Consider the following 13321-nt stretch of genomic DNA (forward strand, 5'->3'; position numbering starts at 1 on the left):
GCGGACGACGGCCATGACTTCAGCCTCGATTCCGACGGCAAAGGGCGCGCAGGCGCCTTTTGCCGTTCGGCGCAACAGCCCGGGCGTGCTGCCCGGTTTCGGCATTTCCATGGGCTACGCGGTGCTGTACCTGAGCGTGCTCGTGTTGATTCCCCTGGCGGCGCTGCCGATCAAGAGCGCATCGCTGGGCTGGCAGGGCTTCTGGGACGCGGTGACGGCGCCACGGGTGCTGGCGTCCTATCAACTCACCTTCGGCGCCTCGTTGCTGGCGGCGCTGGTGAACCTGGTGTTCGGCACCATCGTGGCCTGGGTGCTGGTGCGCTACCGCTTTCCCGGCAAGAAGATCCTGGATGCGCTGGTGGACCTGCCGTTCGCGCTGCCCACCGCCGTGGCCGGCATCGCGCTGACCGCGCTGTACGCCGAAAAGGGCTGGCTGGGCGCGCCGCTGGCCAACTGGTTCGGCCTGAAGGTGGCGTTCACGCCGCTGGGCATCGTGATCGCGCTGATCTTCATCGGCGTGCCGTTCGTGGTGCGCACGGTGCAGCCGGTGCTGGAAGACGTCGAGCGCGAGATCGAGGAGGCCGCGGCCAGCCTCGGCGCGGACCGCTGGCAGACCATCCGCCGCGTGCTGCTGCCGACCATCCTGCCGGCGCTGATGACCGGCTTCGCGCTGGCTTTCGCGCGCGCCGTGGGCGAGTACGGTTCGGTGGTGTTCATCGCCGGCAACATGCCGATGGTGTCGGAAATCACGCCGCTGCTCATCATCGCCAAGCTGGAGCAGTTCGACTACGCCGGCGCCGCCGCCATCGCCACGGTGATGCTGGTGCTGTCGTTCGTGCTGCTCCTCATCATCAATCTGCTGCAGGGCTGGCAGGCCCGTCGCGGCCTCGGGAGATCGTCATGAGCGTTGCTGACCGTCCCGCCCACCTGACCGAGTCGCGCTGGGTGCGCGGCATCCTGCTGTTCCTGGCGCTGGGCTTTCTGGCGCTGTTCCTGCTGGTGCCGCTGGCCGCGGTGTTCTTCGAGGCTTTCCGCAAGGGCTGGGCGCTCTATCTGGAGGCGATCGTCGAGCCGGACGCGCTGGCCGCGATCCGGCTGACGCTGCTGGTGGCGGCGATCGCGCTGCCGGTGAACCTGGTGTTTGGCGTGGCCGCGGCCTGGGCCATCACCAAGTTCCAGTTCCGCGGCAAGCAGTTCCTGATCACGCTGATCGACCTGCCGTTCTCGGTGTCGCCGGTGGTGGCCGGCCTGGTGTTCGTGCTGCTGTTCGGCACCCAGGGCTGGTTCGGCGGCTGGCTGCAGGACCATGACTTCAAGATCGTCTACGCCGTGCCCGGCATCATCCTGGCCTCGCTGTTCGTGACCTTTCCGTTCGTGGCGCGCGAGCTGATCCCGCTGATGCAGGCGCAGGGCAGCGAGGAAGAGCAGGCCGCGCTGACGCTGGGCGCGAGCGGCTGGCAGATCTTCTGGCGGGTGACGCTGCCCAACATCAAATGGGGCCTGCTGTACGGCGCCATTCTCTGCAATGCGCGCGCCATGGGCGAGTTCGGCGCGGTCTCGGTGGTGTCTGGCCAGATCCGCGGCCTGACCAACACCATGACGCTGCATGTGGAGATTCTCTACAACGAATACCAGTATTCGGCGGCGTTCGCGGTGGCTTCGCTGCTGGCGCTGCTGGCATTGGTGACGCTGGTGGCCAAGAACGTGGTCGAGTGGCGCAACGCGCGCTACCTGAAGGCGGCGGAACTGCCGGTCGAGTATCCCGGCCCCGCGACGGCCATCAAGCCGGCCGTCGCCTGACGCGGCCGGCCAGACGGAGACAAGCATGAGTATCGAGGTTCGCAATCTATCCAAGCGCTTCGGCCAGTTCCGCGCGCTCAACGACGTATCGCTGCACATCGAGACCGGCGAGCTGGTGGCGCTGCTGGGGCCGTCGGGCTGTGGCAAGACCACGCTGCTGCGCATCATCGCGGGGTTGGAGTCGGCCGACACGGGCAGCGTGCTGTTCGCCGGCGAGGACGCCACCGCGGTCGACGTGCGCCAGCGCCAGGTCGGGTTCGTGTTCCAGCACTACGCGCTGTTCAAGCACATGACGGTGTTCGAGAACGTCGCCTTCGGGCTGCGCGTCAAGCACCGTTCGCAGCGGCCGTCCGAGGACCAGATCCGGCGCAAGGTGCATGATCTGCTGGGCCTGGTGCAGCTGGACTGGCTGGCGGATCGCTATCCGGCGCAGCTGTCGGGCGGCCAGCGCCAGCGCATCGCCCTGGCGCGCGCGCTGGCGGTGGAGCCGCGCGTGCTGCTGCTGGACGAGCCGTTCGGCGCGCTCGACGCCAAGGTGCGCAAGGAACTGCGGCGCTGGCTGCGCCGTCTGCACGACGAGCTGAACGTGGCCAGCGTGTTCGTCACCCACGACCAGGAAGAGGCGCTGGAAGTGGCCGACCGCGTGGTACTGATGAACGCCGGCAAGATCGAACAGGTCGGCACGCCGCGCGAGGTCTGGGAAGGGCCGGCCACGCCGTTCGTCTACGGCTTCCTCGGAGACGTCAACCAGTTGCAGGGGGGTGGCCACCCGCGGCGTCTGGGAAGGCGCCGGGCTGTCGTTGCCGGCGCCCGAACTGGCGCAGGCCGAGTCGCAACGCGCCACCGCCTACGTGCGGCCGCACGAATTCGATATCGAACGCTATCACGTTGGCGGCGCCGGCATCCCGGTGCGCCTGTCGCATGCCTACCTGGCCGGCCCCAGCGCGTATCTGGAACTGGCCAGCCAGGATTCCGACGCCGTCATCGAGGCCGAGGTGCCCGAGCACCTCTATCGCGAACTGGCGCTGCGCGATGGCGACATCCTGCTGGCCCGCCCGCGCCGGGCGCGTGTCTTCGCGGTGCAATCATGACGGCCGCCGATCTCGCCGCCAGCCTGGAGCCGGCCCTCGCGGCGCGCTGGCGCGAGCTGGTGGCGCGCCTGGCGGACGCGAGCCAGCGCTATCCCGACGCCGCGCTGGCCTCGTCCCTGGCGGCCGAGGACATGGTGCTGACGCACGCCATCTACGGCACCGACCTGGACCTGGAAGTGTTCACGCTCGACACCGGCCGGCTGCACGCCGAAACGCTGGGCGTGCTGGACGCGGTGCGCGCGCGTTACGGGCGCGAGGTCACCGTGTACCGGCCCGAGGCCGGCGCGGTCGAACGCCACGTGGCCGAACATGGCGCCTACGCCTTCTACGAAAGCGTCGAGCTGCGCAAGGCCTGTTGCCAGATCCGCAAGGTCGAGCCGCTCAAGCGCGCGCTGGCCGGACGCGGCGCCTGGATCACCGGCCAGCGGCGCGCGCAGTCGACCACGCGCGGCGAGCTGCACCTGGAAGAGCACGACCCGACCTTCGGTCTCTACAAGTTCAACCCGCTGGCCGAGTGGAGCGAGGCGGAAGTCTGGGGCGTGATCCGCGCGCTCGGCATTCCCTACAACCCGCTGCACGACCAGGGCTATCCGTCCATCGGCTGCGAGCCCTGTACCCGCGCCATCCGTCTGGGCGAAGACCTGCGGGCCGGACGCTGGTGGTGGGAGTCGTCGGACTCCAAGGAATGCGGCCTGCATGCCGGCAACCGGGTCATTGGCATCGTCGCGGAAACCACGCGCGCCTGACGCCCGTCACGTATCAAGAATTCGTTTTAGGGGAATACCTATGTCCGCAGTGATTCAACGCAGCCACCTGGACTGGCTGGAATCGGAAGCCATTTTCATCATGCGCGAAGTGGCGGCCGAGAGCGAGAAGCCCGTGCTGCTGTTCTCGGGCGGCAAGGATTCGGTGGTGCTGCTGCGCCTGGCCGAAAAGGCCTTTCGTCCGGGGCGCTTTCCGTTCCCGCTGATGCACATCGACACCGGCCACAATTTCGACGAGGTCATCGCGTTCCGCGATGCCCGCGCGGCCGAGCTGGGCGAGACCCTGATCGTGCGCAGCGTCGAGGACTCGATCAAGCGCGGCAGCGTGGTGCTGCGGCGCGAGACCGACTCGCGCAACGCGGCGCAGGCCGTGACGCTGCTGGAGTCGATCGAGGAATTCGGCTTCGACGCCTGCATCGGCGGCGCCCGCCGCGACGAGGAAAAGGCGCGCGCCAAGGAACGCATCTTCTCGTTCCGCGACGAGTTCGGCCAGTGGGATCCCAAGGCCCAGCGCCCCGAGCTGTGGAACCTGTTCAACACCAAGGTGCATCGCGGCGAGAACATGCGGGTGTTTCCGATTTCCAACTGGACCGAGCTGGACGTCTGGCAGTACATCCAGCGCGAGCAGCTGGCGCTGCCGTCGATCTACTTCAGTCACGAGCGCGAAGTGGTGCGGCGCAAGGGCCTGCTGGTGCCGGTCACGCGCCTGACGCCGCCGCAGGACGGCGACACGGTCGAGCGCCTGTCGGTGCGCTTTCGCACCGTGGGCGACATTTCCTGCACCTGCCCGGTGGCCTCGGATGCCGCCGACACGGCCGCCATCATCGCCGAGACCGCGGTGACCGACATCACCGAGCGCGGCGCCACGCGCATGGACGACCAGACTTCCGAGGCCTCGATGGAGCGCCGCAAGAAGGAAGGCTATTTCTGATCGCACGATTGGCCGGCGCCAGGCCGGCCGACAGGGGACGCATATGAACGCAGTAAACGATTCTTTTCTTTCCGGCGCCGGCACGGGCGTGCTGCGCCTGATCACCGCGGGCTCGGTCGACGACGGCAAGTCGACGCTGATCGGCCGCCTGCTGTATGACAGCAAGGGCGTGTTCGCCGACCAGCTCGACGCCATCTCGCGCGCCAAGTACAAGCGCGTGGCCGAGGGCGGCATCGACTTCTCCCTGCTGACGGACGGCCTGGAGGCCGAGCGCGAGCAGGGCATCACCATCGACGTGGCCTACCGTTACTTCTCGACCCCGGCGCGCAAGTTCATCATCGCCGACGCGCCCGGCCACGAGCAGTACACCCGCAACATGGTCACCGGCGCCTCCACCGCCGACGTCGCCGTGATCCTGATCGACGCCACTCGCGCGGCCGACGGCAAGCTGCTGCCGCAGACCAAGCGCCACAGCACCATCGCCCGCCTGCTGGGCATCCGCCACATTGTGGTGGCCGTCAACAAGATGGACCTGGTGGACTGGGACCCGGCCGTGTTCGAGCGCATCCGCGACGCCTACGCCGATCTGGCGGACAAGCTCGGCATCGCGCACTTCGACGCGCTGCCTTTGTCGGCGCTGAACGGCGACAACGTGGTGACGCGGTCGGACAAGACGCCGTGGTATGCCGGCCAGCCGCTGCTGACGCTGCTGGAATCGCTGGAGCTGGCTGGTGACGGCGGCGCGGGGCCGCTGCGCTTTCCGGTGCAATGGGTGGCGCGCCACGACGGCAGCCGCAAGGACGATTTCCGCGGCTACGCCGGCCGCATCGCCAGCGGCGTGCTGCGCCCCGGCGATGAGATCGTGGTGCAGCCGTCGGGCGTGACGGCGCGCGTGCAGGAAGTGCGGCTGTTCGATCGCGCGCTCGATGAAGCGGTGGCGGGCGACTCGGTCACGCTGGTGCTGGACCGCGACGTCGACGTGTCGCGCGGCGACGTGATCGTGCACGCGGCCGCGCCGGCGCAGGTCGCGCGCGAGTTCGAAGCGGAGCTCTGCTGGCTCGATGCGCAGGCGCTCAACCCCGCGCGCAAGTATTTGCTCAAGCATGGCACGCGACTGACGTCGGCGAAGATCCGCGCGGTGCTATCGCATCGCGACATCCACGAACTGCAGGAAGTGGAGAACACCGAAGGCACGCTGCGCATGAACGACATCGGCCGCGTCGCGTTCACCACGCGCGAGTCGCTGGCGGTCGATCGATACGCCGATGTGCCCGCCACCGGCGCCTTCATCCTGATCGACGAAGCCACGCATCAGACCGCGGCGGCGGGCATGCTTCGGTAAACCGCAAGTCGGGGCGGGAAGGGTCCGCCCCGTACCGGTTTTTGGGTGTTGTTTTTATTCCAAATCCAATGCTGGCGCGGGTTTCCGGGCGATATCGCAAGATGAAATCGAATTGTCCGGACGCCGTCTTCGTCTTGCGGTAAAGTGGGGCTGTCTTACGAAAAGGCTTTTGGTGCTTGTCAAAACCACTGTGTTTTTGTACAGTAGTTTTCATGGCACGCACCGATCATTCTTTTCCCGCCGGTTCTGGGTCCCCGGCTGCCGCCCCCGCCGCCTTGCGCGGTCGGGGTGCGGTTACTAATGTTCGGCATCGCTTCCAGAAAGATGACCGCGTGCAGGTCGACGATGGCTGGTCCGCTTCGGGCCTCCCGGCTGATTTCGTCGATGCTGTCCCCAATACTTCCGTCATCCCCATCCTGCCCGACGTCCGCCGGGCGCCCGCCGCCCCCAAGACCATCGTCACGGCCGAAGAGGCCCGCAAGATCCTGTCGCGCAACGATTCGCCCGACATCCCCTTCGACGTGGCCGTCAATCCCTACCGAGGCTGCGAGCACGGCTGCGTCTATTGCTACGCCCGCCCGACCCACTCCTACCTGGGCTATTCCCCCGGCCTCGATTTCGAGACCCGGCTGGTGGCCAAGGCCAACGCGGTCGAGGCGCTGCGGGCGGAGATCAGCCGCCCCGGCTACAAGCCGTCGCCCATCAACATCGGCTCGGCCACCGACGCCTACCAGCCCATCGAGCGCGACTGGCGCCTGACGCGCGGCATGCTCGAGCTGATGCTCGAAACCCGCCACCCGGTCACCATCGTCACCAAGAACGCCCTGGTGGCCCGCGACCTCGATCTGCTGGCCGCGCTGGCCGAGCACAAGCTGGTGGTGGTCTACATGAGCATCACCACGCTGGACGCCGACATGGCCCGCACGCTCGAGCCGCGCGCGGCCGCCCCCTGGCGCCGCCTGGAAGCCGTGCGCAACCTGACCGCCGCCGGCGTGCCGGTCGGCGTGCTGGTGGCGCCCGTGATCCCGTTCATCAACGATGACGCCATGGAGCACATCCTGCAGGAGTCCAAGGCGGCCGGCGCGCACTACGCCAGCTACACCGTCATCCGCCTGCCCTGGGAAGTCAAAACCCTGTTCGAGGACTGGCTCAACGCCCACTTCCCGGATCGCGCCCAACGCGTGCTCCATCGCATCGAAGACCTGCGCAACGGCCGCCGCAACGATCCCAACTTCGGTTCGCGCATGCGCGGCACCGGCATCTGGGCCGACCTGCTGCGCCAGCGCTTCGCCGTGGCCACCCGCAAGCTCGGTCTGAACCGCCACCGGCTGGCGCTCGATTGCGACCGCTTCCAGCCGCCGGCGTCCGCCGGCGGTTCCGCCGCCTTGTTCCCGCCGGCCGCAGCCGGCGCCCCCGTTTCCCCATCCCCGGCTGGCGCGAAAGCGTCTTCAGGGGGCCCTTTTCCCAGTGCCTTGCCGGTCGCCGGCGCCTATGGGCGCGGCGCGCGCCAATTGCGCGCCATGGTTGCCGGGCAATTGTCGTTGTTCGATTGACCCACGGCCCGGCCGTGGGTTGCCGCCGCGGCGCGTTGCCGTGGTTCTTGACCGCGTTACTAGGAGTTCCTCATGAACACCGCTCAGCTTTCCGTCCTGCCGGATGATCTCGCCGCCGTTTCCCTGACGCCGTTGCGTCGCGCGGCGCAACGCGCCCGCGCCGTCTATGCCCGTTTCACGGGGCTGGCCATGCCCTGGTCGGCCGCGCCGGCGGGCGGCCATGCGGATGGCGCCGCGTCCATCGATCTCGCCGCGCCCATCGCCGGCGGGGTGGCGACGCCTGCGCAAGTCGAGCCGCGCAAGCGGGCGGGTACGCTGCCCGGCAGGTGGCCGTTTCCGCCGGCCGCGGCTGATGCCGCACCGGTCGGCAACGTCGTCCAGGCGCCGCGCGAGCGCAGCCTGGGCAACGCCACGGTCGAACCGGTGTCGGATCAGGTCAGCGTCAAAAGCATGGTGCTGGACGTGGTGCTGGTGCTGGCGTGGGGCGCGATGATTCCCGCCCTCATGTGGCTCGGCGTGGCCGGCGGCTTCTGAGGCGACGGTAGTGCCCGGGGTCAACACCCTCGGCACGATATCCAGATTGAAGGCGGCGCCGGCCCGCGCACGATGCCGGCGCGGCGTCAGGTCGAGCCCAGCAGCACCACGCCCGCCAGGATCGACAGGCAGCCCGCCAGGCGGCCGGGGCCGACTTTCTCGCGCAGCAGGAACATGCCGGCCAAGGTGCCCAGCATCATCGACATTTCCCGCGCCGGGGCCACCAGGCTCAGCGGCGCGCCGTTGCGCAGGGCATACAGCACCAGGATGTAGCCCAGCGGCGACAGCAGGCCCACCGCCAGCGCCAGGTGCCAGTGGCCTCGCATCAGTTCCCAAGCCTGGGCGCGGCGCTTCACCATGTGCGGGGTCATCATGGCGGTGCGGGTGACACAGGTGAACCAGTCGAACAGCACCGGGCTGATCAGCAGCACCTTGACGCCATAGGCGTCCACCACGGTGTAGGCGGCGATGAACAGGCCGATCACCATGCCCCAGCGCACGCCCACCCAGGCCTGGGCGTTGCGGAAAATCGACAGCCGTCCCTGGGTGGCGATCAGCAGCACCCCGATCACGACGCACAGCATGCCGGCGATGCCGGTGGTGGTGGCCGGTTCGCGCAGCAGCAGGAAGGCGCCGGTGGTCGAGAGCAGGGGGCCCGTGCCGCGGGCGATCGGATACACCACCGACAGGTCCGCGACCTGATAGCCGCGCTGCAGGCACAGGCTGTAGCCCAGATGCAACAGGCTGGAGGTCAGGATCGCCCCGACCACGGGCCAGGTCCAGGTCATGCCGTCATGCAGCAGCACCCACACGACCCACGGCGCATACAGCACCGAGGCGCACAGCCCGTAGGCGAAGACGAAGGGAGCGCCCACCATGGCCGCGCGCTTGGCTAGCAGATTCCACGTTGCGTGGGCCATCGCCGCCAGGACGACCAATAACAGGGACGAATACGACATGAGGGAACAGCGTCTTATGACGTGTTTGTTACAGAAACCGCTAGGGTACCGCAAACCCGCGGGCAGGGCGCCATGTTACCTGAGGCGTCGGCCAATTTTTGGTGTAGAATCATTGGTTTGCCAAATCTCATCCTCTGCTTGCGGTACATGGCCTGGCCTTTTTGGCGGGCGTGAACAACATCGAACGGCAAAGCTTTTTTAGTCCGCAAAGGCATGATGATCTAGGAGTTCTCAATGAACCTTATCGCTATCCTGGAACAGGAAGAGATTGCCCGCCTGACCGGCGGCCAAGCCAAGCCTGAATTTGCTCCTGGTGACACCGTCATCGTGAGCGTGAACGTCGTCGAAGGCACCCGCAAGCGCGTGCAGGCTTTCGAAGGCGTCGTGATCGCCAAGCGCAACCGCGGCCTGAACTCCGCGTTCACCGTGCGCAAGATTTCGTCGGGTGAAGCCGTGGAACGTACGTTCCAGCTGTACTCGCCGCAAATCGCCGGCATCGAAGTCAAGCGCCGCGGCGACGTGCGCCGCGCCAAGCTGTACTACCTGCGCAACCGCTCGGGCAAGTCGGCGCGTATCAAGGAAAAGCTGGTCAGCAAGCAAGCCTCGGCGGCTTGATCGCTTATCGGCACACGGCCCTACCAGTGTCGGACGCACACGCCATCCAGCGTTTTCGTTCGGCACGGGTTTCCGGGTTAAAAAGGCACCTGCGAGGGTGCCTTTTTCTTTTTGAAAAGCCGAATGTCTGATTCCTCGTCTTCCGCTCGGCCACGACGGCCACTGGCGCGTCCCGGATTCGATCCGGCGTCGCAACCCTGGGTCGTCGCCAACGATTCCCTGCCGGCGGTGCCGTCCGGCCTGCTGACGCCCGACCAGCTGCGCGGCACGCTCAGCCAGCCGTCTACCTGGACGCTCGAGCTGTCACGCGACAACGACCTGCGCTATCCGGGCCGCGAAGGCACGCCGGTGCCGGCGGCCGTGCTGATTCCGCTGGTGACGCGCGAGAACGGCGTGCACATCATGCTGACCCAGCGCGCGGCGCATCTGCACGATCACGCCGGCCAGATCAGCTTTCCCGGCGGCCGCATCGAAACCAGCGACGCAACGCCGATCGACGCCGCCCTGCGCGAGGCGCAGGAGGAAACCGGCCTGCCGGCCAACCACGTCGAGGTGCTGGGCAGCATGCCGCCGTACCTGACGGCCACCGGTTTCTCGATCATTCCCGTGGTGTCGCTGGTGACCCCCGGCTTCCAGCTGGCGCCGGATGCGTTCGAAGTGGCCGAGGTGTTCGAGGTGCCGCTGTCGTTCCTGATGGACCCGGCCAATCACCGCCTGTACGAGGCGCGGCTCGAAGACGGTCGGGTGCGCCACTATTACGGCATGCCCTATGGCCGGCACTTCATCTGGGGCGCCACCGCCGGCATGCTGCGCAACCTGTACCACCTGCTGCGCAACGGCTTCCAGCCGCGCTGAGACCGCGGACCGCCGTGCCGGCCTGCCGCGTCAATAACGCTGCTGCCCCGCCAGATTCTCGTCCAGGATCCGCAGGTACAGCGCGTAGCGCGCCGGGTCGATCGCGCCCGCGTCCAGCGCCGCGACCACTCCGCAGCCCGGCTCGTGGCGATGGGTGCAGTTATAGAAACGGCACGACTCGATCGGCTTGGTGAACTCCGGAAAGCCGCGGATGATGTCCTCGCGGCTCAGGTGCTGCAGGCCGAAGGCCTGGAAACCCGGCGAGTCGATCAGGTCGCCGCCTGGCGCGGGCAGGTGATAGAGGCGCGTGCTGGTGGTGGTGTGCTTGCCCATGTCCAGCGCGGTCGAGTGCTCGCGGGTGGGCGCGGCGGCGTCCGGCACCAGCGCGTTCAGCAGGGTCGACTTGCCCATGCCGCTTTGCCCCAGCAGCAGGTTGGTGCGGCCGGCCAGGCGCGGCGCCAGCAGCGTGTGGACCTTTTCGGGTTCCAGCGCGCTCAGTTCGATGATGTCCACGCCCAGCGCGGCGATCGGCGCCAGGCGGGCGCGGGCCGCGGGCAGCGCGTCGACGATATCGGTCTTGTTCAGGATGATCAGCGGCTCGATGCCGGCGCTCCAGGCGCCGGCCAGCGCGCGGCCGGTGAGATCGTCGGAGAAGGTCGGCTGCACCGCCACCACGATCAGCAACTGGTCGACGTTGCAGGCGAACTGCTTGGACCGCATTTCATCGGAGCGGTACAGCAGGTTGCGGCGCGGCAGGATGGCGTCGATGGCGCCTTCGTCCTGGCCCTGGGGCGTGATGCGGACGCGGTCGCCGACGGCGGCGCCGGCTTTCTTGCCGCGCGGAAAGCACTTGCGCAGGCTGCCGTCGGCCAGTTCGACGGTGTAATGGCGGCCGTGCGCCGCGATGATGCGGCCTTCGTTGGCGGCGTTGGCGGGCGCGCTGCCTTGGGGCGCGTCCTGGAAGGCGGCCTTGTTCCGGTCGTTCATGCTCATGCCGCGGGCGCCGTCAGGTGGCGGATGCGCACGGCGGCGGGGGGATGGCTGTCGTAGAAGGCGGAGTGCACGGGATCGGGAGTCAGGGTGGCGGCGTTGTCGTCGTAGAGCTTGACCAGGGCGGACACCAGGCGGTCGGGCGAGCTCTGCTCGGCCGCGTAGCGGTCGGCCTCGAACTCGTCGCGGCGCGAATACCAGCTGGCCAGCGGCGTGAAGACGAAGGTGAAAACGGGAATGGCCAGGAAGAACAGCAGCAGCGCCATGGCGTCGTTGCGTCCGCCCAGTTGCGGCAGCACGCCCAGGCCCACGTAGAACCACGGCTGCTGCGCGACCCAGCCCAGGATGGCGAAAAAGCCCAGCGCGGCGGCGAAGCTGAACAGGATGCGCTTGATGATGTGGCGCTTGGCGAAATGGCCCAGCTCGTGCGCCAGCACCGCCTCGATCTCGTCGGCGTTCAGGCGCGCCAGCAGCGTATCGAAGAACACGATGCGGCGCGAGCGGCCGAAGCCGGTGAAATAGGCGTTGCCGTGGGCCGAGCGGCGCGAGCCGTCCATCACGAACAGGCCGTTGAGCGCGAAGCCGCAGCGCTGCGCCAGGCGCTGGATGCGGCCCGCCAGCTCGGGATCGGACAGCGGCGTGAACTTGTTGAACAGCGGGGCGATGAACATCGGGTAGACGATCAGCAGCGCCAGGTTGAACGCCGTCCACAGCGCCCAGGCCCAGATCCACCAGTATTGCCCCGCGCTGCCCATCAGCCACAGCACCGCGGCCGCCAGCGGCAGCCCCAGCACCGCCGCCACCAGCAGGCCCTTGGCCGCATCCGAGATGAACAGTTCGGGCGTCATGCGGTTGAAACCGAAGCGGGCCTCCAGCTTGAACTGCCGCCACAGCGTGAAGGGCAGCCCCAGCAGGCCCAGCAGCAGCGCCACGGCCACCAGCAGCAGCATCTGGCGCAGGAAGTCATTGCTGGTAAGCTGGCCTACCCACAGGTCGATGAGCTGCAGGCCGCCCATCAGCGTCAGGCAGATCAGCAGGATGGCATCATAGGTGCGTTCGAACATGCCCAGCCTGACCCTGGCGACCGTGTAGTCGGCGGCGCGCTGGTGGCTCGCCAGGCCGATCCGGTGGGAGAATTCCGGCGGTACCTGGTCGCGATGGCGCGCCACGTGGCGGATCTGGCGACTGGCCAGCCACATGCGCACGGCGATATCGGTCAGCAGGAAGGCAACGAACAGCAATGTGAACATGGGCGATACGGCCGGCTCAAATGGGTATGTGCGAAAATCGCGGGTTTGAAAATCGCGTCTTTTATAGGCAAATTATATGGCTGTGAACGAAAATCGCCTGGTCTGGCTCGATATGGAAATGACCGGCCTGGACCCTGAGAAAGAGCGCATCATCGAGGTCGCCGTGGTGGTGACCGAGGCCGACCTGACCGTGGTCGCCGAAGGCCCCGTGCTGGTCGTGCACCAATCGGACAGCCAGCTCGACGCCATGGACAGCTGGAACAAATCCACCCACGGCAAGAGCGGCCTGATCGACAAGGTCCGCGCCTCGACGATTTCCGAAGCGCAGGCAGAGGATACGCTGTTGGCGTTTCTCGCGCAGCACGTGCCGGCCGGCAAGTCGCCGCTGTGCGGCAACACCATCAGCCAGGACCGCCGCTTCATGTTTGCTTACATGCCGCGCCTGGAGCAATTCTTCCACTACCGCAACCTGGATGTCAGCACGCTCAAGGAACTGGCGCGCCGCTGGGCGCCGGCCGTGTACAAGGGCTTCGAGAAGAAGAGCCGCCACGAAGCGCTGGCCGACATCTATGAGTCGATCGACGAACTGAAGTACTACCGCGAACACTTCCTGAAGGTGTAAGCCGCCCGTCGGCGG

Annotated in this window: 13 protein-coding genes and 1 pseudogene; 11 read left to right on the plus strand and 3 right to left on the minus strand. The window is 67.5% G+C overall.

The window, feature by feature from the left end; genetic code table 11:
• Nucleotides 1-13: 13 nt before the first annotated feature.
• The 8 genes and pseudogenes from cysT (at nucleotide 14) to AOZ49_RS00085 (ending at nucleotide 8015) form a co-directional block, all read left to right on the plus strand.
• Nucleotides 14-904: a sulfate ABC transporter permease subunit CysT gene (cysT, locus tag AOZ49_RS00050; RefSeq protein ID WP_054429472.1), complete on the plus strand. Its 891-nt coding sequence runs from the start codon at nucleotides 14-16 to the stop codon at nucleotides 902-904.
• Nucleotides 901-1800 (plus strand): sulfate ABC transporter permease subunit CysW, encoded by a 900-nt coding sequence (cysW, locus tag AOZ49_RS00055; RefSeq protein WP_054473884.1) that lies wholly within the window; start codon nucleotides 901-903, stop codon nucleotides 1798-1800. Before cysT ends, cysW begins: the two co-directional genes overlap by 4 nt.
• Nucleotides 1801-1825: 25 nt before the next feature.
• Nucleotides 1826-2891, plus strand: a pseudogene (locus tag AOZ49_RS00060) (sulfate/molybdate ABC transporter ATP-binding protein).
• Complete coding sequence (locus AOZ49_RS00065) at nucleotides 2888-3637, plus strand: phosphoadenylyl-sulfate reductase (protein ID WP_054473885.1); 750 nt, start codon at nucleotides 2888-2890, stop codon at nucleotides 3635-3637. Before AOZ49_RS00060 ends, AOZ49_RS00065 begins: the two are co-directional and overlap by 4 nt.
• 40 nt (nucleotides 3638-3677) lie before the next feature.
• On the plus strand, nucleotides 3678-4586 hold the full coding sequence (cysD, locus tag AOZ49_RS00070; protein ID WP_054429468.1) for a sulfate adenylyltransferase subunit CysD: 909 nt from the start codon (nucleotides 3678-3680) through the stop codon (nucleotides 4584-4586).
• Between the two features lie 43 nt (nucleotides 4587-4629).
• Nucleotides 4630-5928, plus strand: coding sequence for a sulfate adenylyltransferase subunit 1 (locus tag AOZ49_RS00075; RefSeq protein ID WP_054429467.1), 1299 nt, complete (start codon nucleotides 4630-4632; stop codon nucleotides 5926-5928).
• Between the two features lie 212 nt (nucleotides 5929-6140).
• The gene (locus tag AOZ49_RS00080) at nucleotides 6141-7481 is read left to right on the plus strand and encodes a PA0069 family radical SAM protein (protein ID WP_054473886.1); all 1341 of its coding nucleotides are present in this window, start codon (nucleotides 6141-6143) and stop codon (nucleotides 7479-7481) included.
• A 72-nt stretch (nucleotides 7482-7553) separates the two neighbouring features.
• Entirely contained in the window at nucleotides 7554-8015 is a 462-nt protein-coding gene (locus AOZ49_RS00085) for a hypothetical protein (RefSeq protein WP_054429465.1), read from the plus strand.
• Nucleotides 8016-8101: 86 nt separating this feature from the next.
• Here the strand turns inward: AOZ49_RS00085 and AOZ49_RS00090 are convergent, their stop codons facing one another.
• Nucleotides 8102-8974 (minus strand): DMT family transporter, encoded by an 873-nt coding sequence (locus tag AOZ49_RS00090; protein ID WP_006393647.1) that lies wholly within the window; start codon nucleotides 8972-8974, stop codon nucleotides 8102-8104.
• 234 nt (nucleotides 8975-9208) lie between these two features.
• Between AOZ49_RS00090 and rplS the strand changes: the two genes are divergently transcribed.
• Complete coding sequence (gene rplS / locus AOZ49_RS00095) at nucleotides 9209-9589, plus strand: 50S ribosomal protein L19 (RefSeq protein ID WP_006218237.1); 381 nt, start codon at nucleotides 9209-9211, stop codon at nucleotides 9587-9589.
• A gap of 123 nt (nucleotides 9590-9712) precedes the next feature.
• A complete protein-coding gene (locus AOZ49_RS00100; RefSeq protein ID WP_054429464.1) occupies nucleotides 9713-10444 on the plus strand; it encodes a CoA pyrophosphatase in 732 nt (243 codons plus the stop codon).
• Between the two features lie 30 nt (nucleotides 10445-10474).
• Here AOZ49_RS00100 and rsgA read toward each other — a convergent pair whose 3' ends face one another.
• Together rsgA and AOZ49_RS00110 are read right to left on the minus strand one after the other, a co-directional pair.
• A complete protein-coding gene (rsgA, locus tag AOZ49_RS00105; protein WP_054473887.1) occupies nucleotides 10475-11431 on the minus strand; it encodes a ribosome small subunit-dependent GTPase A in 957 nt (318 codons plus the stop codon).
• A gap of 2 nt (nucleotides 11432-11433) precedes the next feature.
• Nucleotides 11434-12684 (minus strand): M48 family metallopeptidase, encoded by a 1251-nt coding sequence (locus AOZ49_RS00110; RefSeq protein WP_049072380.1) that lies wholly within the window; start codon nucleotides 12682-12684, stop codon nucleotides 11434-11436.
• Between the two features lie 76 nt (nucleotides 12685-12760).
• Here AOZ49_RS00110 and orn point away from each other — a divergent pair, with 76 nt between their 5' ends.
• Nucleotides 12761-13306 carry an oligoribonuclease gene (gene orn / locus AOZ49_RS00115; protein WP_054429462.1) on the plus strand — a complete coding sequence of 182 codons (546 nt, stop codon included), beginning with the start codon at nucleotides 12761-12763 and terminating at the stop codon, nucleotides 13304-13306.
• Nucleotides 13307-13321 lie beyond the last annotated feature (15 nt).

The organism is Achromobacter sp. 2789STDY5608615, from assembly GCF_001298995.1.
GTDB classification, from domain to species: domain Bacteria; phylum Pseudomonadota; class Gammaproteobacteria; order Burkholderiales; family Burkholderiaceae_B; genus Achromobacter; species Achromobacter insuavis.